Source organism: Mycobacterium sp. ITM-2016-00318 (assembly GCF_002968285.2).
Lineage (GTDB): Bacteria > Actinomycetota > Actinomycetes > Mycobacteriales > Mycobacteriaceae > Mycobacterium.
The window spans coordinates 5,096,683-5,122,273 of record NZ_CP134400.1 but is presented as its reverse complement, the minus strand read 5'-3'; the positions used below and the strand labels follow the sequence as shown (position 1 = coordinate 5,122,273).

Sequence of the window (25,591 nt, the reverse complement as noted above, 5' to 3'; positions counted from 1 at the left end):
ACCTGCCACCTGTGCGGCAAGTGGGTCGATGTCACGTTGCCTCACGGTCTGGCCGACTCACCGGAAATCGATGAGCTTGTACCTGTGTCCAAAGGCGGCAGCCCATATCAACGATCCAATGTGAGACTCAGCCACAGGCTGTGCAATGCCAGGCGCGGATGTGGAGACCGCAACCGCAAGCCTGCCATCGAACCATTCATGACCACGAGGAAGTGGACAGCATGACACCCCCTGGGGCGGGGGCTCGCCTCCAATCCATCACGGCTACCCCTGGGCATTCCGCTCTACAGGAGGGGTGAATTAGCCCAGATGGAGCGTTTGGAGCGGCTTACACACACACGGGACCGTATCGCTGAGGCGATTGAGGGCTGTGATTCTGCGCGTGATTTGCCTGCGTTGTCTCGTGAGTATCGGCTGCTCCTTTCAGAGATTGAGTCGATGTCTGGGGAGGGGGTGAAGGATGTCGTTGACCAACTCGCCGAACGTCGCTCGGCCAAGACTGCGAATGGCGCCCTTGGCTGAGCGTAATGACGCTGAACTGGTTGTTGATTTGGCGGCTGCGTACGGTACGCAGCTGGACGCGTGGCAGATAGACCTTCTCGAGGCCGGTTTGGGTGTGCGCTCGGATGGTTCGTGGGCCGCGAAGACCGTCTGTACGAACATAAGCCGCCAGAACGGAAAATCGCTGGTGCTCACGGTGCGGGCTTTGGCCGGCGCGCTGTTGTTCGGCGAAAGGGTGATCATCTGTTCGGCGCACGTCCAGTCCACCAGCCGTGAGTTGTTCCTCAACCTGCTGTCGTTCTTCGAGAACTACACCGAGTTGTCTCGGCGGGTGAAGTCAGTGGGCCGCGCGCTCGGTCGCGAAGAGATCTGGCTGAAGGACGGCACTCACATTTTCTTCCCGGCCCGGACGCGTTCAACGTTGCGTGGATGGTCAATTGACTGCTATCTCGCTGATGAGGCTCAGCTGATTACAGATCAGCAGTGGGAGTCCGCGAAGCCTGCGCAGTCCGCTCGTCCGAATGCTCAAGTGTGGCTGTTCGGAACGGCGCCGCAGTTGACGACTGACGCGGAGGTATTCGGGAGGCTGCGACAAACGGCGCATGCGGGCACCGATAGCGCGTTGGCGTGGGTTGAGTACGGAGCGCAACCGGGCACCGACATCGATGACCGTGCGCAGTGGATCGCGGCCAACCCTGGACGTGTGGAGCTTGAAGCGATGGAAAGCGAACGTCGTGAACTATCTCCGGATGGATTTCAGCGGGAGCGGTTGAACTGCTGGCCGGTTGACCAGATGGAGCAGGTTTTCGACATGGAGCACTGGGCGTCGTTGGCGGCGTCCGGTCCCGAAAGCAGCCGTAAGCCTTCGGCGTTGGCGGTGGACGCAACACCCGACAGGTCGGTGTTGTCGGTGGCTGGTGCCTGGCTGTTGGACGATGACCGGCAGCACGTCGAGCTTCTCGGCAATGACTATGTCGCGGATCCGCTGTTGGCGTTGCAGTGGCTCGTTGAGAGGGCAGGCCGCCGCGTTCCGATCGTCATTGACGGCGCATCTCCGGCAGCGAGTTTGATTCCCGCGTTGGAGGCGCAGAAGTGCAAAGTGATAACCACGACAGCCGGGCAGATGGGCCGCGCCGCAGGTGGCTTCCTCGACGCGGTTGTCACAGGCCAGATTTCGCACGCCGATCAACCGCAACTTAATGACGCGGCAGCGGGTGCCCGTAAACGACCGATACAAGAGGCTGGTTTGTTCGGGTGGGACCGCCGAGACGGCACTGTTGTGGTCGCTCCATTGGTGGCGGCGACGTTGGCACGTTACGGCGCAGAAGTTGCAGGCCGCCGCGGAAGCGGGAAGGCGACGTTTGCATGACAAACAAAAGACTTCGTTCGTCGCCGGGATGGCTTGTTCCTTCCTGGCTCGGCGGCGAACAAGGACGGGATCGCTGCGAGCTGGTTCACGGCTGGCTACTGCGCGTCCCATGGTGGGCCCGGGTTGCGTGCCCGGGGTCGAGGCGCAACCCGGGCCCACACCCCCCAACACGTGTGAGTCTGTGATCACCGAACTAGTCAGCCGCGAAGACTCCGGCATCATCGGCCCGTCAAACGAACCGGAGAACGAAATGGACGCCGCTAATCTTCCGGCTCTGACTGCTGGGAGCTTGCCAGACGAATGTCGCTCAAATCATCGAATGCCTCCGAATCCGGCAAGGGCTACTGACAAGTGGGGCGGCGGTCAGCGGGCGACGCTAGCGTCTTAACAGAGGGGATGAACCCCGTGGCGGCCCTGCAGAAGTTGCTGCTTTGCGCGGATTGTCAACCGAGTACTGGAGGCGGGGTCGGGGGCGGCTTCCGGGTGGGACGGGGATGGGTGGTCTGCCCGTAATCCGGCGGGGTCTGCGTCGGCTTGCGACTGTTCGTCCCCGGTTCCGGTGGGGGGGCTGATGTGCTGATCGTCCCCGTGGGGCCTGTTGTGGGTGCGACCGCCATCGGCGTACCCGTCGGGGTATCGGGTGCGGTGGGGAGTGTTGGCAGGACGGCGCCGATCGAAGCCAACACGGAAAGCGCGGCGACTCCGCTTGCCACGGCCAGCCGTCTACGAATGATCGTGTTCATGGCATCACTGTCCCCTCCGTCACCGGACTCAGGGGAGAAATTGACGAACACAACAAATATTTGCGCTGCGTTGCGTCGCGACCGACTCGCCCGAGGGGACGAATGTGGACGTTCGGTGCCGCAATGACCACGCTGGACTGGAATTATCCGCTGCCCTTGCAAGTCATTCACGAAACACCGAAATACATCGGGTCTGCATGGATAACCGGTGAGCAACTGGTTAATCTACCGCCGTGAGTGGGCGACCCGGCTCCTTCGATAACCGGTCCGTGGCCATGTTCGAACTGAGTCAAGCGGTGAAGGAGCTATCGCGCGAGCTTTGTCAGGCGTCCGCCGAAGTCTGCGCGAGAAGTGAGGCGCTCCGGCGAGCATCGAAAGAGGTGCGAAATTCACGCCGGGAAGAGGCTTCGGCCCGCCAAGCCACCCCCGGAGTGAAGATCGCGCCGGGTTGCTAGTCTCGTCACGCCCTGGTGGTGCCCGCGCGTAGCGTCAAAGTGACCATGGACTCAACATCGCGCCGCCGTAAGCGAGTTGAAGAGATCGCCCGTAGGCGCGAACAGCTCGCCGCAGGACAGCGCCCGACGCAAGGTGATGTCCGTCGAGCGGCCGAGCGCAACGCGGAAGCGTACGACAGCGCGGCAGCAGCGCACGATAGAGCCGCCCGCAAACACGACGCTAGGGCCGCCGCTCTCGAAGGCGGCGACGCGGCGAATCACGAAGCTGCGGCAGCTTGGCACCGCGCCGGCCGAGATGCCGACGCAGAGGCCGGGGACGCAGCGCGGCACAAATTCTCGGGAACCAACGAACGAAGCGACTAGGAAGACCCCCAGGGGCGACCACACGACGAGAGGGGCGGTCCCGCTGGCACGCGGGGCAGAACCGACGAGACCTTTGGATGCGCGAACGGCCGACCACCCGCGCTGCCCTCCTCCCCAGCTATCTAATTACCACTCCCTTGGGGGCACTTCAAGAGGAGGGGCTAGTTTTGCTCGAAATTCGCACCGCTGCTGGACCTTCGAGGCAGGTGCAATGGACATTAAGCGGCGGTCCGTAGACCACCGATTCGCAGGTTCGGCAATGCCAGCTGGTGTGTCCGCCGCCGCCATGACCGAGGCAGGCCACGTGACCGACAAGGACTTGGTTAGCGCCGAGGGTGTGCCCGTTGGGGCACCGGGTGGGTGCTTCAGTCACCCATTTGCCTCGGAGCCGGACGAGATCGCCCTCCATTTTCGGCAGGATAGTCGGGACCGCCGACAATCGACCCGCCCCGTTCGCCGGGTAACGCCCGGACCGCCAGCCAATCCGGCCCATCCCCTCCCAGCACCCGTGTCCTTCTCGTCCACGCACAGCTAGCCGGGTGCAGTAGTCGATTACTGAATGCCGGCTCCCTCGGCAGGCGGAGGATCGGTGACACGTGAGCCGTCGTGGCCCGCAGTCATTCGATCGGAGAAGCACATGCTCAAGAAACTGTTCGTCACCGCGGCCGCAGCGGCTGCCGTGTCTGTTCCAATCGCCGGAGTGGCCTGGGCAGAGCCAACAGACGACGCAGGCACCACCGCTGCAGACCCAGGCACCACCGCTGCAGACCCAACCAATGCTCCCGGCCCAGGTGGTGTGCCCGGAAACATCGCACAAATTTTCGGGGTGGAGGGGCAATTTACCCCGGGAAAGGGGACTCCCGACCTTCCCTTTGGCATCAGTGACTTCGCAAAGCTCGAACCTGGCTTTATCGCAACTAATGTCGCACCCCCTGGGCCGACGGTGCGGATATTCACGCCCTCGTGTGTACCGCCCGCTTGCGCGTAAACGGGCCCCGCTTGCCTGCCACCGCTGCGTGACCGCTTGACCGGTCTCGCCGGCGAGCGTGAACACGCACAAACGCGAGGCGCTCGCTGGCGGTCCGGTCGCGGCGCGGTCTACACGCGCTCAGTGCGCCAGCCGCTCGTTGTCACGAGAGTGTCACAAGTCAAAACAACTCCGGGGGACGGCAACGGACTCACGTGGATGTGATTGCGCAGGGAGGCCGAGTTTCCGGACTGCTACGGACACTTGGGGATGGAATGGACCTGCCTACGGATCAGAAGGTTGGGGGTTCGAATCCCTTCGGGCGCGCAATCTTTCACGGTTTCTACAACGCTGCAGGTGCGCGTGACGAGCGCTCCGTTTAAGCGCCGCGCGTCTCGGATGTCCACACCCTGCCGTCGTAATACCGCATCATGCGGTGATCGTTCTGGTCTGGATACCAGCCTGGCGCAAGACCTCCGGACTGTGCGGGCTGGGACGGCGCGGGTTGTTGAACCACCGTGTGCTCGCGGTAGGTGCGCCCGCCGCGCGGGGCGAAGGCCATCCGCACCGCCCAGATGACCACGGCGATGATCAGGATGACGATCAGAAGCCAAATCAGCGAGTTCAGCGATCCAGCGATGTTCGACATTTCGAGCCTCCCTGATGTCCTAGACGGTGGCGATCGGCGTTGCCTCGGCACCCGCGGCAGCTATCGGAAGACAGGCGGCACATGTCCTGGAATCGATGGTCGGATAGCCGCACGCAGGACAAATGCCGTCAGCCACTACAGGTCCTCCCCAAATAGCCAGCCCCCGACAGATACCCCGCGCCGTTGACGGTCAAACGCAGCGTCGATGCCTCCGGCCGGGATCGAGGGCGCGGAGGTGATTACACCGCTTCGTGTGCGGCTATAGGACGTGTCTCACGAAAGGGGTGCTGCATGGGTAAGGCCGAGGATGCCGCTTCGGACGCAGCCGACAAAGCCAGTGACGCGATAGCGGACGCGCAGTTGGATTACGAGTCGGCAGATCGCGCCCACAGCGCCGCTGACGCGACTCACCGTAGGGCTACACAGCTACGCAAACAGGCCGAAGCGCTCCATCGTGACGCCCGCGCTATCCGGGAAGGCGCCACTGAGCGCACCGAGTAGACGCGTCGGGCGGCGCCTGCTCAGGCCGGTGGTGGCGGCGCGCCTATGGGTGGTGCGCCGAAGGGCGGCGGCGGCAGCGGCGCAGGCCCGGGCGGCGGAGGCGGCGGTGGGGCGAACTCCGGCGGCGGTGGTGGCGGAGCAGGCGGCGGAAGGAAGATCGGCGGCAGCCCGGGGATGTTGATCACGTTGGCGTCGGGCGGCGGCGGCGGTGGTGGTGGGGGTGGGGGCGGCGCCTCCGGCGGCGGTGGTGGCGTGTCGGGGAACCGCCGCTGCGGGTAATACTCGTATGGAGCGACGCCGTTACTGGTGTTGATCGTGATCAGGAACCCGCGGACGGCCTTGTCCTTCGGGGTGGTGCCGACGACCGCGCCCTTCGACAAGTAGCTGTCCACCTCCGAGGGTTTGTCGGCGACCTGGAAACCGGCGTCCTGCAGCTTCTTTCGTGCGGCATCGAACTTGAGGCCGGCAATGCTCGGCAACGGGATCGCCGGTGCGCCCTCGACATAGCGAGGGTCGGTCGGGGGCATCGCGATCGGACCCAGTTCTTCGGCGATCGGCTGCATCGCGGTGTACCAGGTGCGCGCAGGCTCGTTACCGCCGTACAGGTTTCCGCTCGAGCACCTCCGCAGCGGCCACGAGCACAACTCCTTCGGGGCCGGGGTGTCGTCGAAGATGTAGTTGGCTGCGGCGTACTGGTTGGTGAACCCGAGGAATGCCGACGACCGGTGCGACTCCGTGGTACCGGTCTTGCCCGCCATCGGCAGGCTCCAGCCGACGGACCCGGCCGCACTGGTCGCCGTGCCACCGGTGTGATCCTTGCCGAGCGCGTTCGTCAGCGTGTTGGCCAGGCCCTCCGGCACAGCCTGTTCGCACTTCGTCTGCGGGACGGGCACTTCGCGGCCTCGGCGGTCGAGGACCTTGTCGATCGGGTTCGGCGGACACCACATACCGCCCGACGCCAGCGTCGCGGCCACGTTGGACATCTCCAGCGCGTTCAGCTCGAGCGGACCGAGCGTGAACGAGCCGAGGTTCTGCTGTTTGACGTAGTCGGCGAGGCTGCCCTTGAAATTCGGGTCGTAATCCTTGGCGCTTCCGGGTTCGGCGTAGGACCGCAGCCCGAGGCGCACCGCCATGTCGACCGCACGCGGCACGCTGACCTGTTGGATCAGCTTGGCGAACGCGGTGTTCGGCGACTGCGCCAGCGCGTCCGTGACGTTCATCGGGCCGCGGCCGCCGCCGCCCGCGTTCCTCACACACCACGTTCGCGGCGGACAGCCCGGCGTATTGCTGTCGCCGAGCCCGGCCCCCCGGAACGTCGCGGGGACGTCGAGTTGGGAGTTGATGCCCATCCCCATGTCGAGCGCCGCCGCGGTGGTGAAGATCTTGAAGGTCGACCCGCCACCGTCGCCGACGGTCGTGAACGGCTGCGGTTGCACGGTCTGCCCGCCTAAGAGGTCCAGCCCGTACGTGCGGTTGTCGCCCATCGCCAGCACGCGATGGGCGTCCCGGCCGGGCTTGATGACGCTCATGACGCTCGCGACGCCCTCGAGTGAGGGGTCGGCGATCTTGTCGATCGCCTGCTTGACTGAGTCCTGCACTCTCGGGTCGAGCGTGGTGCGGATCAGGTAGCCGTTGCGTGCGAGGACGTCCTTGTCGATGCCGGCCCTGGCGAGATACGACAGCGCGTAATCGCAGAAGAAGGCGCGGTCGCCCGCTCCGATGCAGCCCTGCGGCAGCGGGGCGGGTTTGGGAAGGACGCCCAGCGGCGCGGCCCTGGCCTTCTGCAGTTCGGGGGCCTTGTCCGGCAGGTTCTGGATCAGGGTGTCGAGGACGAGGTTGCGGCGCGCCAGCGCATCTTCGGGATTGGTGTACGGGTTGAGCGTGCTCGTCGACTGCACCATCCCGGCCAGCAGCGCCGCCTGCTGCCAGTTCAGGTCCACGGCGTTCACGCCGAAGTAGGTCTTCGCGGCGTCCTGAACGCCGAAGCTGCCGTTGCCGAACGACACCAGGTTCAGGTAGCGGGTCAGGATCTCGGCTTTGGGAAGCGCCCTGTCGAGCTCGAGCGCCATCCGCATCTCACGCAGCTTGCGGATCGGCGTGGTCTCGATCGCGGCCCGGCGCTCCGCGTCGTTCGCAGCGTTGACCAGGAAGTTGTAGTTCTTGACGTACTGCTGCTCGATCGTCGACCCGCCGCGGGTGTCGACCGCGCCCTTGAGATATCCGGCGAGTCCGGTGAGCGAGCCCTGCAGGTCGACGCCGTTGTGCGCGCCGAAGCGCTTGTCCTCGATCGAGACGATCGCCAGCTTCATCGTGTCGGCGATCCGGTTGGTTGGCACCAGCCACCGGCGCTGCGTGAAGATCCACGCGATGGGGTTGCCCGCGGCGTCGACCATCGTCGAGATGACCGGCATCTCGCCCTCGAGGAGCTTGGCGGTGTCCTGCGCGGTCCGGTCAGACAACCGGTTCGCGATCGCGCCCGCGCCACCGACGACCGGAAACATCAAGCCCGCCATCAAAAGACCCGCCGTCAGGACATACAAGATCAACTTGGCAGGTCTGGCCGCTTGCTGCTCCGACACATTGACCACCCTATGGCGAATGCTTTCAGCCGGGAATCAGAGGTGCATGATCAACACGCATGCCGACGCCGATCATCGACATCAGCAGCGGGATACGCTGCTCCTCGATCGCCGCGTGCGTCAGTACATGTGAGAAGATCGCCGCTCCGTCGAAACTGTTGAGGAGTACGGCGAGCAGAACCCGGAAATTGTCTTCGCCGAACGCCTCGATCTGATCGGACAGTGTGATCTTCGCGATCTCGTAGATCTTCGCGGTGTACACGGCCATGACATCGCGCAGGGTGGCACGCAAGAGCTCGTCGGTGCGTGCGGCGACGGCCAGTTCGTGGATCACGGTGTTGGTCGGGTCTGCGGTGACGTCGCGAAGGATGGTCAGCGCCTCCTCGAGCGAGGGCTCGGCGGCCGGAATCTCTGCCACCTTGCTCACGCCTAGGTCGATCAGCCGGCGGCCCGCCTCCTGTGCCGTCGCCGCCATGAGGTCGCCCATGGTGGGGAAGTACCGGAACAGCGCGCCGTCGGACACCTGCGCGCGCGCAGCGATCACCTTCGCCGACGCCCGCGCGTACCCGACCTCCATGATGGTCTCGATGCTCGCGTCGAGCAGCCGGGCGATGGTGTCCTCGCGGCGCTGCCGTTGAGTCCTTGCCATGTCAGGCGGAGACGGATGCCCGTGCAGATGCACCCGCTTTGAGAAATCGGCCGGATTTCACGGTTTCGCCGTAGCCCTCGCGGAACTCGCCCTCGCGGAAAACGACTTCGCCGTTGACGCCGGTCGCCACCACGGCCTCGTCATTGCGGTTCACCATTCGCGACAGGTCGCCATAGAACGGCACCTTCTGCTCGTGGTAGGTGTCCACCGAGTCGTCGAGCCCGGCCGGGTCGATGACGACGAAGTCGGCGCGGTCGCCCTCGCGGAGCGTGCCCGCCGCGAGGCCGAACCACTCGGCGACCTCGGCGGTGAGGCGGTGCACCGCATGCTCGACCGTCATGAACGGCTTGCCTGCGAGCTCGGCGTCCCGGACGCGCCGCAGCAGCTTGATCGGGAAGTTGTAGAAGGCCATGTTGCGAAGGTGCGCGCCGGCGTCGGAGAAGCCCATGTGGACCGACGGGTCGATCGCCAGCGCGTTGAGGTGCTTGGGGCGGTGGTTCGCGACGATCGTCGTCCATCGCACGTTGCGTTCGCCGTTCTCGACGAGCACGTCGAGGAAGGCATCCAGCGGGTGAAGGCCGCGCTCATCGGCGATCTGCCCGAAGCTCTTGCCGATCAGCGTCGCATCCGGGCACTCCACGATGGTGGCGTCGTGGAAGTCGCGGTGCCACAGCGTCGGGCCGAGCTTCTTGCGGTCGAACGACGCGCGGAACCGGCGCCGGTACTCGGGGTCGGCCAGCAGCTCGTTGCGCTCGAGCTGGTCGCGCAGATGCAGGGCCGCGGTCCCCGCGCCGAATTCCTCGAACACCGGCAGGTCGATGCCGTCGGAATACAGCTCGAACGGCACCGGTAGGTGCTGGAACCGCACCAGCGAATTGAACAGCCGGTTGAGAATCCTTGTGCCGGGGCCGAATACGTGCACGGCACCAGTGTTGGACTTCGCGTCGGCGGAGACCAGCAGGCTCATCCGGACGCCGCGCCTTCGGCCGAACAGCCTGCTGCTTGTGAGGAAGAAGTTCAGTGCCTCGATCGGGTTCTTGGTGTTGGGTGCGCTCTGCAGGATGCGGCCGCGTTTGCGCAGCACCTTGATCAGCCTGCGGCGCTCACGCCAGGTCGCAAACGTCGACGGAAGGGCGCGGGACCGGAAGCGGTCGCCGTCGAGCTTGTCGATCGGCGCGTCCATGCCGGACATGCCCAGCAGACCCGCCTCGAGCGCGTCGTCGAGCAGCTCGGCCATCTTCTCGAGTTCGGCATCGGTCGGTTCGACGCCCTCGGTGGTGGCCCGTTCGAGCCCGAGCACCCTGGTGCGGAGATCCGAGTGTCCGAGCATCGAGCTGACGTTGGGACCGAGTGGCAGGTCGTCGAGCGTCTGCACGTATTCGGCGGGCGACGTCCATGTCCGCTTGGCCTCCAAGGCGCCGAGCACGAACTTGCGCGGCACCGCTTCCACGCGGCTGAACAGGTCGGCGGCGTCCTCGGACTCGGCGTACACCGTCGATAGGGAGCAGTTGCCCAGCAGGAGCGTCGTGACACCGTGGCGGACGGATTCACGCAGGCCCGGATCGAGCAGAACCTCGGCGTCGTAGTGCGTGTGCACGTCGATGAAGCCGGGCAGGATCCACTTTCCGTCGGCGTCGATGACGTCGGGACAGCCGGTCTCGTCGAGGGGGGAGTCGGACACGGCGGCCACGATGCCGTCGCGAATGCCCAGCGTGCGGCGCACGGGGCGGGCGCCGGTACCGTCGAACCACAGGCCGTTGCGAACGATCACGTCGTAAGTCACGCGGAGGACGTTACCAAAGATAGTAAGTGCTTACAATCTTTTCTTGGCGATAGGGTCGTTTGCATGACGCCACCGGTGATCACCCGCTGGATCGACATCATCGAGAACGGCCGGAGTTCGGAGTTGGACAGCCTGCTGGCCGTCGACGCGGTGTTCTCTTCGCCAGCGATCTTCACGCCGCAGGAAGGCCGCGACAAGACGCTGGCGTACCTGTCCGCGGCCGCGCAGGTCTTCGGTGACACCGACTTCCACTACGTCGAGAAGTGGTTCGGCGAGCGGTCGGCGATTCTCGAGTTCGAGGCGACCATCGACGGAAAATACGTCAACGGCATCGACATGATCCACTGGAACGACGCGCAGGAGATCACCTCGGTGAAGGTGATGGTGCGGCCGCTCAAGGGGTTGCAGGCGCTGATGCCGAAGATGGCCGAGCTGCTGTCGCAGAGCTGACCGTGCGGCTGCTCCTGATCGCCGACACCCACGTGCCCAAGCGGGCGCGCGACCTGCCGACGCAGGTGTGGGACGAGGTGGCCAAGGCCGATGTCGTCATGCATGCGGGCGACTGGGTCGAGACCGCACTGCTCGATGCGCTCGAGGCGAGGGCCCGCAGGCTCGTTGCGTGCTGGGGCAACAACGATGGCGAGGAACTGCGCGCCCGGCTGCCCGAGCGAGCCGATGTGACCCTTGAAGGGCTGCGGTTCACGGTGACCCACGAGACCGGTGGGTCCTCGGGCCGCGACGCACGGATGGCCAAGCTGTATCCCGACACCGACGTTCTCGTGTTCGGGCACAGCCACATTCCATGGGACACCACGGCGACGACCGGTCTGCGCCTGCTGAATCCGGGATCGCCGACCGATCGCAGGCGGCAACCGTTCGCCACGTTCATGACCGCGATCGTCGACGACGGCGAACTCTCCGACGTCACCTTGCACCGCCTTGAGAAGCGCGATGCGTGACCTGCCCGCCAAGGTCGCCGATGTGCACGAGATCGCCTCGGGCATGCCGCACGTCAAAAGGATCGAGGGCCCGAAAGGCAACCCGATCTATCAGGTCGGCGGGAAGTCGTTCGTGTTCTTTCGCACGCCGCAGCCCGATGCTGAGGATTCGGAGACGGGTGAGCGCTACACCGACGTCATCATGATCTGGGTCGAGTCCGAGAGCGACAAGCTCGCGCTTGTCCAGGACCAGGGGTCGCCGTTCTTCACCACCGACCGCTTCGACGGGCATCCGTCGGTGTTGGTGCGTGCCGGTTCGCTGAAGGAGATCGGCAGGCAGGAGCTGACCGAACTCATCCAGGACGCCTGGCTGTCACGGGCGTCGGCCCGCCGTGCCGAGCGGTGGCTTGCCGAACGCGAGAACTAATCGGCGGCAGGCACTCCCTCGTGGTTCGCGCCGCAGATGAAGATCGCCATCCGGGCAGGTGTGTCGCCGGGGTTCTTCCACCGGTGCCTTGTGCCGTTCTGCACCACGGTGTCGCCGGGCTTCAGCGTGACCTCCGCACCGCCGTCGAGTTCCAGCACGACAGTGCCATCGAGAACCACTTCGAAATCGATGGTGTCGGTCGCGTGCATTCCTGGGTCCGAGGGATCCATATAGCGCAGCAGGCCGGGTAACTTGCTCTCGATGTCGGCCACCGCCTCGTCGAGGTTGAAGAGTTCCTGCTCCTCGACTCCTGTCGACGGCGGCAGCGTCAACATGCCGAACCGGAATCCACCGACGGGCGGAAAATAAGTCCGCCACGGCGGCATCGATCCGTCGTCGGGAAACCGCGAAGCGCTGTCGCCGCCCCACAGCTGATAGAACTCGGCGGCGGGCATCAGCACCGGCCGGTCGGGCTCGACTGTTTCGTCGCTCGCGAACACCGACTTCCCGGACCCGTCGTGTCCGGTCACCACTCGACGCACACCCATGGCGCCAGTCAACCATCACGGCGTGCAACCCCGCCGCCTATCTGAGTAAGGGGGCCATCGAAGTGTCCCGCCCCAACCGAACCCGCATAGTCGCGATCGATGGCAGGGTCGGCGAAATGGAACAGAAGCCGCCCACCGCAGTCATCGAGAATGCGAACCGCGAACATCGCAACACGCTGTCGTTCAGCGACATCACAGATTTCGAGAACGCCGACAGGGGGTTCATCGCCGCACTCGAACCCTGTGTGGTCACGGCCGCCGACGGCCGGGTGGTGTGGGACAACGATGTGTATTCGTTCCTAACCGGCGATGCGCCGCCGTCGGTCCATCCAAGTCTGTGGCGGCAAAGCCAACTGGTCGCCAGGCAGGGCCTCTACGAGGTGGTCGAAGGGATCTACCAGGTCCGCGGTCTCGACCTGTCCAATATCAGCTTCATCGAGGGCGACACCGGAATCATCGTCATCGACCCGCTGGTCTCCACCGAGACGGCGGCCGCCGCCCTGGGGCTGTATCGCGCGCATCGTGGGGACCGCCCCGTCGTTGCGGTCATCTACACGCACAGCCACGTCGACCACTTCGGCGGCGTGCTCGGCGTGACGACACTGGCTGACGTCGAAGCGGGCAAGGTCGCGATCATCGCACCGGAGCACTTCACCGAACACGCGGTGCAGGAGAACGTCTACGCCGGTACGGCGATGGGACGACGAGCGGGCTACATGTACGGGGCCGTGTTGGCGCGCGGGCCAGAGGGACAGGTGGGCTGCGGGCTCGGCCAGACACCGTCGGTCGGCGAAGTGGCGCTGATCCCCCCGACACTCGACATCCGCGATACGGGCGAAAAGCACACCGTCGACGGCGTCGAGATCGAGTTCCAAATGGCGCCGGGCACCGAGGCTCCGGCGGAGATGCACTTCTACTTCCCGAAGTTCCGCGCGCTGTGTATGGCCGAGAACGCCACCCACAATCTGCACAACCTGCTGACGCTGCGCGGTGCGTTGGTGCGGGACCCGCACGGGTGGGCCGGATATCTGACCGAGGCCATCGACACCTTCAGCGACCGCGCCGACGTGGTCTTCGCCTCTCACCATTGGCCGACATGGGGCAAGGACGAGATCGTCGAATTCCTTTCCCTGCAGCGGGATCTGTACGCCTACCTGCACGACCAGACGCTGCGTCGGTTGAATCAGGGCTACACCGGCATCGAGATCGCCGAGACGTTCGAAATGCCGCCTGCGCTGGAAAAGGCCTGGCACACGCACGGCTACTACGGTTCGGTCAGCCACAACGTCAAGGCCGTGTACCAGCGCTACATGGGATGGTTCGACGGCAACCCCGGCCGGTTGTGGGCTCATCCTCCCGAAGCCATCGGACCGCGATACGTCGAAGCCATCGGTGGAATGGAGCGGGTCGTCGAGACGGCCCGCAAGGCATTCCAGGACGGCGATTTCCGCTGGGCGGCAACGTTGCTGGACCATGCGATATTCACGGACAAGAGCCACGCCGGCGCGCGGGAGCTGTACGCCGACACGCTCGAACAGCTGGCCTACGGCTCCGAGAACGGCGTCTGGCGCAACTTCTTCCTTTCCGGCGCCACCGAGTTGCGGGAGGGCAATTTCGGCACTCCGACGCAGGCTGCGTCGCCGTCGATCATGGCGCAATTGACGCCGGAACAGTTGTTCGACATTTTCGCGATCAACCTCAACGGTCCCCTAGCGTGGAATCTCGATGTGGCCGTCGACATCACCTTCCTCGACACCGCGTCGAACTACCGCGTGACCGTACGCAACGGGGTGCTGGTCCACCGGAGGCTGACTGCCGATGAATCCACCGCGCAGGCGACCATCATGTTCGCTAACACATTGCGGCTCTTGGCATTTGCCGCGGGCGATACCGACTCAGCGGGGCTGGAGGTCACCGGAGACGTCAACGCGATGCCCTCGGTACTGGCGGTGGTCGACAGGCCCGATCCCGCCTTCAACATCGTCGAGCCGTAGGAGTTCACGGCATCCCGCCGTCCGCCCGGATGATCGATCCGCTGGTGTAGCTCGACGCGTCCGACGCCAAAAACAATGCCGCACCGACGATCTCGGCGGGATTGCCAAGACGCTTGAGCGCGAAGTTCTGCGCACCCTTCGTCGTCGCAGGAATGTCCCACGCCTTGCTGACGTCGGTCAGAAAGGGTCCAGGCATCAAGGTGTTCACCCGCACGGTTGGGCCGAAGGCGAGCGCGAGGCCCTCGGTGAGCGCATTCAAACCCGCCTTGGCCGCCGAGTAGGGCAGCTGTGCCGGCTGCGGACGCCGCGATCCGCTCGAGCTGACGTTGATGATGGAGCCGCCGCCGTCGGCGACCATGCGCAGGCCCACGAGCGTCGACAACCGGAACGGGCCCTTGAGGTTGAGGTTGACAACGGAGTCGAACAATTTCTCCGACACCGATTCCAAAGAATCGTAGAGCGGCGACATTCCGGCGTTGTTGATGAGGACGTCGACCTTGCCGAACCGGTCGTAGGCGGCGTCCACGAGACCGTCGAGCTGATCCCATCGGCCGACGTGCACCTGATAGGGCATCGCGGCGCGGCCGGTGGCCGACGCGATCTCCTCGGCGGTGGCCTCGCACGACTCGAGGTTGCGGCTGGCGATGATCACGTCGGCCCCGCATTGCGCTGCAGCGAACGCCATCTCCCTGCCGAGACCGCGGCTACCACCGGTGACCAGCACCACCCGGTCGGTGAGGTCGAACAGTTCGTCCGCGTAACTCATGGCCTTATGGTGTCACGGTGCAAGTCCTACTGATCCGGCATGCGTTGCCGCGGCGCAGCGAGCCTGGTGAGGGATCCGACCCCGACCTCTCCGGCGACGGCATCGAGCAGGCCAAGCGGCTGCCCGACGCTTTGGCGCGGTTCCCGATCTCTCGTCTGGTGAGCAGCCCGCAGCGACGCTCGGTGCAGACCGCACAACCGGTGGCCGACGCGCTGGGGCTCGACATCGACATCGACGACCGGCTCGCCGAGTACGACCGCGACCTCGCGCACTACATCCCCATCGAGCAGATCGCCGCCGAGTACCCCGAGGAACTGGCGCGGCTGGCGAGCGGTCATCTGCCGAGCACCGTCGATGAGGACGCGTTTCTGGCCCGCATCAACGACGGCATCCGAGATATCGCGTCATCGGGCGAACACGAGGACACGGTCGCGGTGTTCAGCCACGGCGGAGTGATCAACGGACTGCTGCATTCCATCCTGCGCACGGACAAGATTCTTTGCGTCAACGTCGACTATGCGGGCGTCACCCGGCTGTTGTCGTCTCGCGGGGGAGGGCTCTACGTCGCATCGGTCAACGGCACCGAACACGTATGGGACCTGCTCCCGAGAAATCAGCGGTGGTAGGAAAGTCCGGTGACGACTTCGCTTGACGGTCTCGACCTCGCCGCGCTTGACCGCCACCTCAGGGAGGTGGGCATTCCACGCAGCGGCGAGCTGCGGGCCGAGCTGATCTCGGGCGGCCGGTCGAACCTGACGTTCCTGGTGGCCGACGACGAGTCGACGTGGGTGCTCCGCAGACCCCCGCTGCACGGCCTGACGCCGTCGGCGCACGACATGGCGCGCGAGTACCGGGTCGTGGCGGCCCTGCAGGACACGCCCGTGCCGGTCGCGCGCGCGGTCACCATGCGTAACGACGACTCGGTCAGCGGTGCACCGTTTCAAATGGTCGACTTCGTGTCGGGCCGGGTGGTGCGGCACGCCGACGAGCTCGAGGCGCTCGGCGACGAGGACACGATCAGCGACTGCGTGGACGCGTTGATCAAGGTGCTCGCCGACCTCCACGCGGTCGACCCGCAGCCGGTGGGGCTCGGCGACTTCGGCAGGCCGTCGGGTTATCTCGAGCGCCAGGTTCGGCGGTGGGGTTCGCAGTGGGAACTCGTCAAGCGCGACAACGACCCATTCGACGCCGACGTCCGGCAGCTGCACTCGGCTCTCGCCGAGGCCCTTCCCGCGCAGAGCAAGACCTCGATCGTGCACGGTGACTACCGCATCGACAACACGATGCTCGACTTCGACGACTCCACCAAGGTGCTTGCTGTCCTGGACTGGGAGATGTCAACCCTCGGCGACCCGATCAGCGATGCGGCGCTGATGTGTGTGTATCGCCATCCGCTGTTCAACGTGATCCACGCGAGTTCTGCGTGGGCGTCGGACAAGATGCCGGACGCCGACGATCTGGCCAACCGGTATTCGCTTGCGGCCGAACAACCCTTGGACAACTGGGACTTCTATATGGCGCTCGGCTACTTCAAGGTGGCGATCATCGCCGCGGGTATCGCGTTCCGGGCCAGGGAGGGCGGCGGCGTGGCGGCCGACACAGACGAAGTCGACAAGGCCGTCGGCCCGTTGATGGCCGAGGGCCTGCGCGCGCTCAACCGTTAGCCGGTGGGCGGCTTCGTCAGCACGGTGTACAGCTCGGCGATGACCTCGTCGCGGATGATCGCCACGTCGAAGCCGGACACCCGAGGCGTCGGATCGCCGTCGGCTACCAGATGCCAGGCCAGATAACCGAAGCCGGTCGTTTGACGCACGGGCCCGTCCGCCACGAACCGAAGCGACCCGAGGCCGCCCTGAAGTGCGGCCGCCTTCGTGTCGAGCGCGTCGTGTCCCACATTGACACCATCGTCGTCGGTCCACCGGACATCGGGTGCGTAGATCCGCTGGATCGCTGACCGCCGTCGCTCGGGGTCACGCTCGTCGAACACCTCCAGCAGATTGCCCAGCATGAGCTGGTGGATGGTTTGTGTCATGGCGCTCTCCTCATTGCGTGATACGTCAACCAACAGTGATGATGTGCGGTATGGCCCAGCGCATCTGGCTATCCGCCACCCAGCAGCGGACCTGGCACAACTACATGCAGGTCTATCACCGGCTCGAATACGAGATGAACCGGCAGCTTCAGGCTGACTTCGGGGTCTCGCTCGCCGACTACACGGTGATGAACGCGCTGTCGGGCGAGCCGGGCCGGCGATTGCAGTCGAGCCGATTGGCCACCCGGATCGGATGGGAACGGAGCAGGCTGTCGCATCAGCTTCGTCGCATGGAGACCAGGCACCTTGTCGAGCGGATCGCGTCGAAGACCGACGGCCGCGCCACCGACGCCAAACTCACGCCGCAGGGCTGGCGGCTGCTGCAGGCGGCTGCGCCCAAACACGTCGCGTGGGTGCGCACACTGTTCTTCTCCGACCTCGACGACGATTCGGCCGACAAGCTCGCCGACCTGCTCGGTGAGGTCTTCGAGACGATCCTGCGCAAGGGCACACTGCCCCTGCCCGACTGACGCGGGCCCGGTCATACCTGCGCCTCGCCGCCGTCGACGAACAGCTCGCTGCCCGTCATGAAACTGCTCGCGTCGGAGGCGAGGAAGGCGACGGTCGAGGCGATCTCGTCGGGGTCCGCCACCCGCTTCATGGCGACCCCGGCAGCCATCTGCGCCAACAACTCCGATTCGCCGCCCGACGGCGCCAGGCCCACCAGCCCGGGAGTTTCGACCGGTCCAGGAACCAGGGTGTTCACCCGGACGCCGCTGTAGATCCGGCCAAAATGATCGAAGCGCCGCGGTTGAGCAGCGGTAGCACCTTCTGCACGGTGAACAGCGTGCCGCCGACATTGCGGTTGAATGTGTCGAGATAGTTCTCGACGGTGATGTCCGCGATGGAGCCGAACTCTCCGCCCCCGGCATTGGTGAAGACCACATCCAGCCCGCGCCCGTGCGAGCGGATTGCCTCGACGACCGAATCGATGTCGGCGAAGTTACTGACATCGCTGACCACACCCGTTGCCGCCGAGCCGATTCGGGCGACCGCCTCGTCAAGGCGCTGTTGGCTGCGCCCGGTGATGAAGACACACGCGCCCTCTTCGGCAAGGCGGTGTGCTGACACCAACCCGATGCCCGACGTACCGCCTGTCACCAATGCGACTCTGTCCTGTACGACACCCATGGTGTCCGCCTCCTCAAGCTTTACGTGATTTATCACGCTAGTCGACGCCTAGTGCATTTACGTGACACATCAACCAAAGCGGCATGGGTTGCATTCCCGCGGTGGATTTTGCGGGTTGCGCTAAAAGCGGGTCTTCAAGTTCTTTTTGGCGGCCCGACGAAGCTGAACGATGCGGACGGTACCCACCGCGACGGTCAGAAGGCCGCCGCCAACCGCTGACAGCAGGATCGCGACACCCAGTGGGAGATTCCAGTTCCATCCGAAGAAGTTGATGGTGATGGAGTTGGTGTTCTGCATGATGAACACCAGCAGCAGGATCAGGATCAGGAAACCGCCTATCAACGCCGACCACAGCGCGGCCGCGCGGGTGAAATGGACCGCGTTCGCCGGACGGGCCCCAGGCGTGGCGACATGGCCTTCCTCCGGTATTTCCGCCAGCGGCGGCGGGGTCGGCTCGCCGGGCAGCGGCGTCGCCCCAAGGGGCCGGTCGGGCACGGACGGATCGCTGGTCATGGGACCATCTTTGCCCTTTCGCGGTCCGAATCAAACGAACCGTCATTTTCACGGTGATTGCAAAGCGCGGCGGGTTGCCCCGCTTGTCGACAAGGTCCGGTCAAGCCAAGCGCCGAGAGGACATTGGGTATGTCGAGCGGTATGTCGAAGACACCGAAGAGCTGTCTGGCGGTTCTCGCGGCCGTGTTCGCCGTGATCGCAACCGCGTGTGGCAGTTCGAACCCGCTGGGCGGCGGCGAGATCTCCGGCGATCTGAAATCGATCAAGGTCGGTTCGGCCGATTTCACCGAGTCGAAGATCATCGCCGAGCTCTACGCGCAGGCACTGGAGGCCAACGACTTCACCGTCACCCGTCAATTCGGTATCGGCAGCCGGGAGACGTATATCCCTGCGGTGCAGGATCATTCGATCGATCTGATCCCTGAGTACACCGGCAACCTGCTGCAGTACTTCGACGAGGAGACCACCGCCACCACCCCCGACGCGGTGCTGCTGGGGCTGCTCAAGGCGCTGCCCGGCGATCTGTCGATCCTCTACCCGTCACCCGCCGAGGACAAGGACACGCTCGCTGTCACGGAGGCCACCGCACAGCGGCTGAACCTCACGTCGATAGCGGATCTCGCCACGCACTCCGCCGAGGTGAAGGTGGGTGCGCCGTCGGAGTTCCAGACGCGTGTGACGGGTCTGGTCGGACTCAAGGACAAATACGGCCTCAACATCGCGCCCGCCAACTTCATCGCGATCAGCGACGGCGGTGGGCCCGCGACCGTCAAGGCGTTGACCGGTAACACCGTCACCACGGCGAACATCTTCAGCACGTCGCCGTCCATCGAGCAGAACAACCTGGTGGTGTTGGAGGACCCGAAGAACGTGTTCCTCGCCGCGAACGTCGTGCCCCTGGTGGCATCTCAGAAGATGTCCAACGAACTGAAGACGGTGCTCGACGCCGTCAGCGCGAAACTGACCACCGAGGCGCTGATCGAACTGAATACCGCGGTGGAGGGCAATCAGGGCGTCGACCCCGACGAGGCGGCGGAAACGTGGATCAAGGACAACGGCTTCGAGAAGCCCCTGCAGAAATGAGACCGATGTGGGGGTACCACCCGCTTGCGGGGGACGCTTGCGCGAAGAGCAGAAGGCACTGAGTTGATCACCTTCGAGAACGTCACCAAGAAGTATCCGGACGGCACCGTCGCAGTCGACGATCTGACGTTGGAGGTGCCCGAAGGAACGCTGACCGTGTTCGTCGGGCCGTCCGGCTGCGGCAAGACCACGTCGATGCGGATGATCAACCGGATGATCGATCCGACGTCGGGCACCTTGACCGTCGACGGCGAGGACGTCACCAAGGTGGATCCGGTCAAACTGCGGCTGGGTATCGGCTACGTGATCCAAAGCGCCGGACTGATGCCGCATCTTCGCGTGATCGACAACATCGCCACCGTCCCGGTGCTGCGAGGCGAATCCCGGCGCAGCGCACGCAATGCCGCGCTCGGGGTGATGGAGCGCGTCGGGCTCGACCCCAAGCTGGGCAACCGTTATCCCGCTCAGCTGTCGGGCGGTCAGCAGCAGCGCGTCGGAGTCGCAAGGGCGCTGGCCGCAGATCCGCCGATCCTCCTGATGGACGAGCCTTTCAGCGCCGTCGACCCGGTCGTGCGCGAGGACCTGCAAACCGAGATCCTGCGGCTGCAAAGCGAACTCCGGAAGACCATCGTGTTCGTCACCCATGACATCGAGGAGGCGGTCAAGCTCGGTGACAAGGTCGCGGTGTTCGGCAGGGGCGGCGTGCTGCAGCAGTACGCCGATCCGCAGTTCGTGTTGTCGAACCCGGCCAACGAACTGGTGTCGAGCTTCGTCGGTGCCGATCGCGGATACCGCGGCCTGCAGTTCTTCCATGCATCGGGCTTGCCGCTGCACGACGTCCGGTCGGTATCCGAGGGAGATGTCGACACGCTCGCGCTCGGGCCGCAGGAGTGGGCGCTTGTCACCAAGGACGGCAAGCCGTTCGCGTGGATCAACGCCGACGGCGTCGACGTGCACCGCAGAGGCAGCTCGCTCTACGACAGCACCGTCGGTGGTGGATCATTCTTCCGGCCCGACGGCACGCTTCGGTTGGCGCTGGACGCCGCGTTGTCGTCACCGACGGGACTGGGGGTGGCGGTCGACGACGACGGTCAACTGCTCGGCGGCGTGCGGGCCGACGACGTCTTGGAGCTCCTGGACAAGCAGCGACGCATCCCGGAGGTGGGGTAGCCGGTGCGCTATCTCTTCACCCACCTGGACGACCTGTGGACGCTCACGGTGATCCATCTGCGCTTGTCGCTCATCCCGATCGTGCTCGGGCTTGTGATCGCCGTGCCGTTGGGGGCGTTCGTGCAACGTACGACGGCGCTGCGGCGGCTGACGACCGTCACCGCGAGCATCATCTTCACGATTCCGTCGCTGGCGCTGTTCGTCGTGCTGCCGCTGATCATCCCGACCCAAATCCTCGACGAGTCCAACGTGATCGTGGCGTTGACGCTCTACACCGTCGCGCTGCTGGTGCGCGCGGTTCCGGAGGCACTGGACGCCGTATCGCCCGCGGTGCTTGATGCGGCGACGGCCGTCGGCTACAAGCCGCTCACCCGGATGCTAAAAATCGAACTGCCGCTAGCTGTTCCGGTGCTCGTCGCCAGCTTGCGCGTGGTCGCCGTCACCAACATCTCGATGGTGTCGGTCGGCTCGGTGATCGGCGTCGGTGGTCTCGGAACGTGGTTCACCGAGGGCTATCAGGCCAACAAGAGTGACCAGATCGTCGCGGGCATCATCGCGATCTTCGTTTTGGCTCTCGTGATCGACACCTTGATCATGCTCGCGGGCAAGGCCCTCACCCCGTGGACAAGGGCGACCGGCACGCCGAAGGCGGCCAAGCCGAAAGCGGGGGTGGCCGCATGAACTTCCTCAACGAGGCGCTGTCCTACATCTTCACCGCGGCGAACTGGGGCGGCCCTGCAGGTCTGACCGCGCGAATCCTCGAGCACCTTCAGTACACGGTGGTCGCCGTCTTCTTCTCGGCACTGATCGCCATTCCGCTCGGCATGCTGATCGGCCATACCGGGCGCGGCACGTTCCTCGTCGTCACCGGCGTGAACGCGTTGCGTGCGCTGCCCACGCTCGGTGTGCTGCTGCTCGGCGTGCTGCTGTGGGGCCTCGGGCTGATACCGCCCACGGTCGCGTTGATGCTTCTCGGCATTCCGCCGCTGCTGGCAGGCACGTACTCCGGAATCGCCAACGTCGACAGGGCGGTGGTGGACGCGGCCAGATCGATGGGCATGACCGAGCGCCGGGTACTGCTGCGCGTCGAGGTGCCCAACGCGATGCCGCTGATCGTCAGCGGTCTGCGCACCGCGACGCTGCAGATCGTCGCGACCGCGACCGTTGCCGCGTACGCCAGCCTCGGTGGTCTTGGTCGCTATCTGATCGACGGCATCAAGGTCCGCGAGTTCTACCTCGCGCTGGTGGGCGCGCTGATGGTGACCGCGCTCGCGCTCATCCTCGACGGCCTCATGGCGCTCGCGGTGTGGGCGTCGGTGCCGGGCAGCGGACGGTTACGCCGAATGCCAACGCCGTTGCTGGATGACGAAGTGGCGTTGGAGTCACGGGTACCCGCAGAGAACCGGACGAAGTGCAGTTTCTCAGCGGGCTACGAACGAGGCGGTCCTTCGCCTACGGTAGATGGGTGAGTGCAGAACAGCCCGCAGCCTGGCCGGCGATCCTGACGTGGCGCGCACACGACGTGCCGCGAATGGAATCCGCTCGGGTGCAGTTGTCCAACAACCGGATCAAGGCATACGGCCGGATGGTGGCGGCGGCGACCTCTACGCACCCGCCCTTCTCCGCGTCCTACGATCTCGTCACCGACGAGTCCGGGGCGACCAAGCGGCTCTCGATGACGGTCACCATGGCCGAGCGTGAACGGCAGCTGTCGATCGCCCGCGACGAAGAGAACATGTGGCTTGTGCAGGACCACTCCGGCCAGACCGTCCGCGCCGCGTACGACGGCGCGCTCGACGTGGATGTGATCTTCAGTCCGCTCTTCAACACGTTGCCGATCCGGCGCACCGGGCTGCATCAGCGCAGCGACTCGATGTCGGTGCCGGTGGTCTACGTGTCGCTGCCCGACCTCGCGGTCAGCCCGGTGACGATCAGCTACAGCAGTGCCTCCGACGGCATCAAGCTGCATTCGCCGGTGGCCGACACGACGGTGACCGTCGACTCCGACGGCTTCATCCTGGACTATCCAGGACTGGCAGAGCGGATTTGATCACCCCGCCGGCGCGGCCCGCGGTGGCGAGTTCATCGCGCCAGCCGTCCTGGCCGACGGCGATGGTGACTATCTGAGACCGGCGGTAGCCGGAGAACCGCATTCGCGCGGCGTGACCTTCCTTCACGAGGTCGGCGACCGAACCCTGGGTGGCCAGCGAATTGCGTGCATTTTTCAGCAGGTCGATGGAGCGATCGAGGGCGGGCAGCAACTGCTCGGCGTTGGCTTCGCACATCGCCCTCACCAGATCCGGCGCCGTCGCGGCAACCCGGGTGCCGTCGCGGAAGGAACCGGCGGCCAGCGCGAAGGCCAGGGGCACTTCGGCGGCGGTGGCGGCGAGCGACTCGGCGAGCAGGTGGGGCAGATGCGATATCGCGGCCGCGGCGGCGTCGTGTTCGTGTGATCTTGCGGGCACCACGACGGCGCCGCAGTCCAGCGCCAAGTGCATGACCATGGCCCAGACCCCGGGGTCGACGTGATCGTCGACGCTGAGCACCCACGGCGCGCCGCCGAACAGCTTCGCGTCGCCCGCCGCCCAGCCCGAGTGCGCGGTACCCGCCATCGGATGGCCGCCGACGAAGGTGTCCTGCAGCCCGAACGACTTCACCTGGTCGAGCACGGCAGCCTTGACGCTCGTGACGTCGGTCAGCGGGACGTCGGCAGCGTGGTCGCGGATGTGCTCGAGCACGATCGGCAGCGCGGGCACGGGCACGGACACGACGATCAAGGCTTTCGCGTTCGCCGCTCGCTTGAGCGCCTCATCGATGTTCGGGGTCGCGTCGAAGCCGTCTGCCTCGGCCGCCTGGACGCCTTCGACCGACCGGTTGTACCCGAACACTTCGCGGCCCGCGTCGGCCGCCGCGCGCATCACCGAGCCGCCGATCAGGCCGAGACCCAACACGCAGACGGGCGGTTTCGTCACGGCTTCAAGGGTGTCACATGATCGTGCTCACCGAACGCGCGGCTGGTGTGGATCGCTGGTCAAATGCCCTGGTCGGGGACTAGCGTAAGCGCCCATGGGACCACAGCGGGCACCCGCGCGGGACGCCGATGCGCCGGACGGCTTCGGCGTGGCCGTTGTCCGCGAGGACGGCAAGTGGCGCTGCTCGCCGATGCGTTCCAATGCGTTGACCAGTTTGGCGGCCGCGGAGACCGAGCTGCGTGAGCTGCGCAGTGCAGGCGCTGTTTTCGGGCTGCTGGACGTCGACGACGAATTCTTCGTGATCGTGCGGCCCGCGCCTGCGGGTGCCCGGCTGCTGTTGTCGGATGCGACCGCGGCGTTGGACTACGACATCGCCGCCGAAGTGCTGGAGAAACTCGACAACGACATCGAGCCGGATGAACTCGAGGACGCCGACCCCTTCGAAGAGGGCGATCTGGGATTGCTGTCGGACATCGGCCTGCCCGAGGCCGTGCTCGGCGTGATCATCGGTGAGTACGACCTGTACGCCGACGAGCAGATCGGCCGGATCGCCAGGGAGATGGGCTTCGCCGAGGAGTTGTCGGCGGTGCTCGACCGCCTCGATCGGTGACCGACGAAGACCTCATCCGCGCTGCCCTTGCCGCCGCATGCGACGCGGGGCCACTCGATGTACCGATCGGCGCGGTGGTTTTCGGGCCCGACGGTACGGAGTTGGGCCGGGCTGCCAACGCGCGGGAGTCGCTCGGGGATCCGACGGCGCACGCCGAGATCCTGGCCATGCGGGCGGCCGCGTCAGTGCTGGGCGATGGTTGGCGTCTCGAGGGCACCACGCTGGCGGTGACCGTCGAACCGTGCACGATGTGCGCGGGCGCGCTGGTGATGGCGCGGGTGTCCCGGCTCGTCTTCGGCGCGTGGGAGCCGAAGACCGGAGCGGTGGGCTCGTTGTGGGATGTGGTGCGCGACCGCAGGCTGACGCATCGGCCCGCGGTGGTCGGCGGGGTGCTGGCCGACGAGTGTGCTGCGCCGCTCGAGGCGTTCTTCGCGCGGCAGCGATTGGAATAGACCCTTCGTTGTTCGGTACGCTGCCACACGGTGGCGTGTCCGAGCGGCCTAAGGAGCACGCCTCGAAAGCGTGTGACGGGTAACCCCCGTCCGAGGGTTCAAATCCCTCCGCCACCGCCATCTTTCTTCTGCCATATGTGCAGCCGAGATCTAGCATCAGTGAGAATCCCTGAGAGAACGCCGTACGCGCGCAAGATGGATGTCGAGACGTGGATCCTCCACGCGGATTCAAGCAACATGTACGTGTTCAATGACAAGGACGTCGCAGCGCTGAGCTGAGATGTTCAATCTGGCCCCCTTCTCCTCTCGGCTCGTAAGCCGAGACTCGGACGGAGG

24 protein-coding genes, 1 tRNA gene and 1 pseudogene are annotated in these 25,591 nt (G+C 65.4%); 16 read left to right on the top strand and 10 right to left on the bottom strand.

All coding sequences use genetic code 11. From position 1 onward, the window contains the following. Positions 1-514: 514 nt before the first annotated feature. Positions 515-1,870, top strand: coding sequence for a hypothetical protein (locus tag C6A82_RS25260; protein WP_142405870.1), 1,356 nt, complete (start codon positions 515-517; stop codon positions 1,868-1,870). 2,907 nt (positions 1,871-4,777) lie between these two features. On the opposite strand, the gene C6A82_RS25255 is transcribed toward C6A82_RS25260, so the two are convergent. The 4 genes from C6A82_RS25255 to C6A82_RS25240 form a co-directional block, all read right to left on the bottom strand. Continuing rightward, a complete protein-coding gene (locus C6A82_RS25255) occupies positions 4,778-5,047 on the bottom strand; it encodes a DUF2510 domain-containing protein (RefSeq protein WP_105341311.1) in 270 nt (89 codons plus the stop codon). Between the two features lie 521 nt (positions 5,048-5,568). Continuing rightward, a complete protein-coding gene (gene ponA2, locus C6A82_RS25250) occupies positions 5,569-8,127 on the bottom strand; it encodes a transglycosylase/D,D-transpeptidase PonA2 (protein ID WP_311101535.1) in 2,559 nt (852 codons plus the stop codon). Positions 8,128-8,152: 25 nt separating this feature from the next. Next, on the bottom strand, positions 8,153-8,776 hold the full coding sequence (locus tag C6A82_RS25245) for a TetR/AcrR family transcriptional regulator (protein ID WP_105342913.1): 624 nt from the start codon (positions 8,774-8,776) through the stop codon (positions 8,153-8,155). A gap of 1 nt (position 8,777) precedes the next feature. Further along, a complete protein-coding gene (locus C6A82_RS25240) occupies positions 8,778-10,559 on the bottom strand; it encodes an amidohydrolase family protein (RefSeq protein ID WP_105342915.1) in 1,782 nt (593 codons plus the stop codon). 63 nt (positions 10,560-10,622) lie between these two features. Here C6A82_RS25240 and C6A82_RS25235 point away from each other — a divergent pair, with 63 nt between their 5' ends. The 3 genes from C6A82_RS25235 to C6A82_RS25225 are packed head-to-tail and all read left to right on the top strand — an operon-like array spanning position 10,623 to position 11,924. Next, positions 10,623-11,009, top strand: coding sequence for a nuclear transport factor 2 family protein (locus C6A82_RS25235; protein ID WP_105342916.1), 387 nt, complete (start codon positions 10,623-10,625; stop codon positions 11,007-11,009). Positions 11,010-11,011: 2 nt separating this feature from the next. Then, complete coding sequence (locus C6A82_RS25230) at positions 11,012-11,518, top strand: metallophosphoesterase (protein WP_105342918.1); 507 nt, start codon at positions 11,012-11,014, stop codon at positions 11,516-11,518. Continuing rightward, entirely contained in the window at positions 11,511-11,924 is a 414-nt protein-coding gene (locus C6A82_RS25225; RefSeq protein WP_105342920.1) for an MmcQ/YjbR family DNA-binding protein, read from the top strand. The genes C6A82_RS25230 and C6A82_RS25225 overlap by 8 nt, the downstream gene beginning before the upstream one ends. Here the strand turns inward: C6A82_RS25225 and C6A82_RS25220 are convergent. Further along, on the bottom strand, positions 11,921-12,472 hold the full coding sequence (locus tag C6A82_RS25220; RefSeq protein WP_105342922.1) for a cupin domain-containing protein: 552 nt from the start codon (positions 12,470-12,472) through the stop codon (positions 11,921-11,923). The two genes, C6A82_RS25225 and C6A82_RS25220, sit on opposite strands and share 4 nt — an antisense overlap. Positions 12,473-12,588: 116 nt before the next feature. Here C6A82_RS25220 and C6A82_RS25215 point away from each other — a divergent pair, with 116 nt between their 5' ends. Next, positions 12,589-14,466, top strand: coding sequence for an alkyl/aryl-sulfatase (locus C6A82_RS25215; RefSeq protein WP_105342923.1), 1,878 nt, complete (start codon positions 12,589-12,591; stop codon positions 14,464-14,466). Between the two features lie 4 nt (positions 14,467-14,470). Here the strand turns inward: C6A82_RS25215 and C6A82_RS25210 are convergent, their stop codons facing one another. Next, on the bottom strand, positions 14,471-15,232 hold the full coding sequence (locus C6A82_RS25210) for an SDR family NAD(P)-dependent oxidoreductase (protein WP_105342925.1): 762 nt from the start codon (positions 15,230-15,232) through the stop codon (positions 14,471-14,473). Positions 15,233-15,249: 17 nt separating this feature from the next. Between C6A82_RS25210 and C6A82_RS25205 the strand changes: the two genes are divergently transcribed. Together C6A82_RS25205 and C6A82_RS25200 are read left to right on the top strand one after the other, a co-directional pair. After that, positions 15,250-15,858: a histidine phosphatase family protein gene (locus C6A82_RS25205; protein ID WP_311101534.1), complete on the top strand. Its 609-nt coding sequence runs from the start codon at positions 15,250-15,252 to the stop codon at positions 15,856-15,858. Between the two features lie 9 nt (positions 15,859-15,867). Next, positions 15,868-16,896 (top strand): phosphotransferase family protein, encoded by a 1,029-nt coding sequence (locus C6A82_RS25200; protein ID WP_105341238.1) that lies wholly within the window; start codon positions 15,868-15,870, stop codon positions 16,894-16,896. Here C6A82_RS25200 and C6A82_RS25195 read toward each other — a convergent pair. Further along, entirely contained in the window at positions 16,893-17,264 is a 372-nt protein-coding gene (locus C6A82_RS25195) for a nuclear transport factor 2 family protein (protein WP_311101533.1), read from the bottom strand. The two genes, C6A82_RS25200 and C6A82_RS25195, sit on opposite strands and share 4 nt — an antisense overlap. A 50-nt stretch (positions 17,265-17,314) precedes the next feature. Between C6A82_RS25195 and C6A82_RS25190 the strand changes: the two genes are divergently transcribed. Further along, on the top strand, positions 17,315-17,794 hold the full coding sequence (locus C6A82_RS25190; RefSeq protein ID WP_311101532.1) for a MarR family winged helix-turn-helix transcriptional regulator: 480 nt from the start codon (positions 17,315-17,317) through the stop codon (positions 17,792-17,794). Between the two features lie 11 nt (positions 17,795-17,805). On the opposite strand, the pseudogene C6A82_RS25185 reads toward C6A82_RS25190, so the two are convergent. Together C6A82_RS25185 and C6A82_RS25180 are read right to left on the bottom strand one after the other, a co-directional pair. Continuing rightward, positions 17,806-18,455, bottom strand: a pseudogene (locus C6A82_RS25185) (SDR family NAD(P)-dependent oxidoreductase). A 120-nt stretch (positions 18,456-18,575) separates the two neighbouring features. Continuing rightward, entirely contained in the window at positions 18,576-18,968 is a 393-nt protein-coding gene (locus tag C6A82_RS25180) for a lipopolysaccharide assembly LapA domain-containing protein (protein WP_105341316.1), read from the bottom strand. A gap of 141 nt (positions 18,969-19,109) precedes the next feature. Here C6A82_RS25180 and C6A82_RS25175 point away from each other — a divergent pair, with 141 nt between their 5' ends. The 5 genes from C6A82_RS25175 (at position 19,110) to C6A82_RS25155 (ending at position 23,271) form a co-directional block, all read left to right on the top strand. Further along, the gene (locus C6A82_RS25175) at positions 19,110-20,051 is read left to right on the top strand and encodes an ABC transporter substrate-binding protein (RefSeq protein ID WP_105341315.1); all 942 of its coding nucleotides are present in this window, start codon (positions 19,110-19,112) and stop codon (positions 20,049-20,051) included. Between the two features lie 63 nt (positions 20,052-20,114). Further along, positions 20,115-21,221: an ABC transporter ATP-binding protein gene (locus tag C6A82_RS25170; protein WP_105341846.1), complete on the top strand. Its 1,107-nt coding sequence runs from the start codon at positions 20,115-20,117 to the stop codon at positions 21,219-21,221. Positions 21,222-21,224: 3 nt separating this feature from the next. Next, positions 21,225-21,902 (top strand): ABC transporter permease, encoded by a 678-nt coding sequence (locus tag C6A82_RS25165; protein ID WP_105341845.1) that lies wholly within the window; start codon positions 21,225-21,227, stop codon positions 21,900-21,902. Then, positions 21,899-22,690, top strand: coding sequence for an ABC transporter permease (locus C6A82_RS25160; protein ID WP_105341848.1), 792 nt, complete (start codon positions 21,899-21,901; stop codon positions 22,688-22,690). Before C6A82_RS25165 ends, C6A82_RS25160 begins: the two co-directional genes overlap by 4 nt. Next, positions 22,687-23,271: a putative glycolipid-binding domain-containing protein gene (locus C6A82_RS25155; protein ID WP_105341839.1), complete on the top strand. Its 585-nt coding sequence runs from the start codon at positions 22,687-22,689 to the stop codon at positions 23,269-23,271. The genes C6A82_RS25160 and C6A82_RS25155 overlap by 4 nt, the downstream gene beginning before the upstream one ends. On the opposite strand, the gene C6A82_RS25150 is transcribed toward C6A82_RS25155, so the two are convergent. Then, positions 23,234-24,193 carry a prephenate dehydrogenase gene (locus C6A82_RS25150; RefSeq protein ID WP_105341837.1) on the bottom strand — a complete coding sequence of 320 codons (960 nt, stop codon included), beginning with the start codon at positions 24,191-24,193 and terminating at the stop codon, positions 23,234-23,236. The genes C6A82_RS25155 and C6A82_RS25150 overlap by 38 nt on opposite strands. Positions 24,194-24,287: 94 nt before the next feature. Here C6A82_RS25150 and C6A82_RS25145 point away from each other — a divergent pair, with 94 nt between their 5' ends. From C6A82_RS25145 to C6A82_RS25135, 3 genes are all read left to right on the top strand, one after another. Next, the gene (locus C6A82_RS25145) at positions 24,288-24,803 is read left to right on the top strand and encodes a tRNA adenosine deaminase-associated protein (protein WP_105341835.1); all 516 of its coding nucleotides are present in this window, start codon (positions 24,288-24,290) and stop codon (positions 24,801-24,803) included. Then, positions 24,800-25,255 (top strand): nucleoside deaminase, encoded by a 456-nt coding sequence (locus tag C6A82_RS25140; protein ID WP_105341834.1) that lies wholly within the window; start codon positions 24,800-24,802, stop codon positions 25,253-25,255. The genes C6A82_RS25145 and C6A82_RS25140 overlap by 4 nt, the downstream gene beginning before the upstream one ends. A 29-nt stretch (positions 25,256-25,284) precedes the next feature. Further along, a tRNA-Ser gene (locus C6A82_RS25135) sits at positions 25,285-25,375 on the top strand. Positions 25,376-25,591 lie beyond the last annotated feature (216 nt).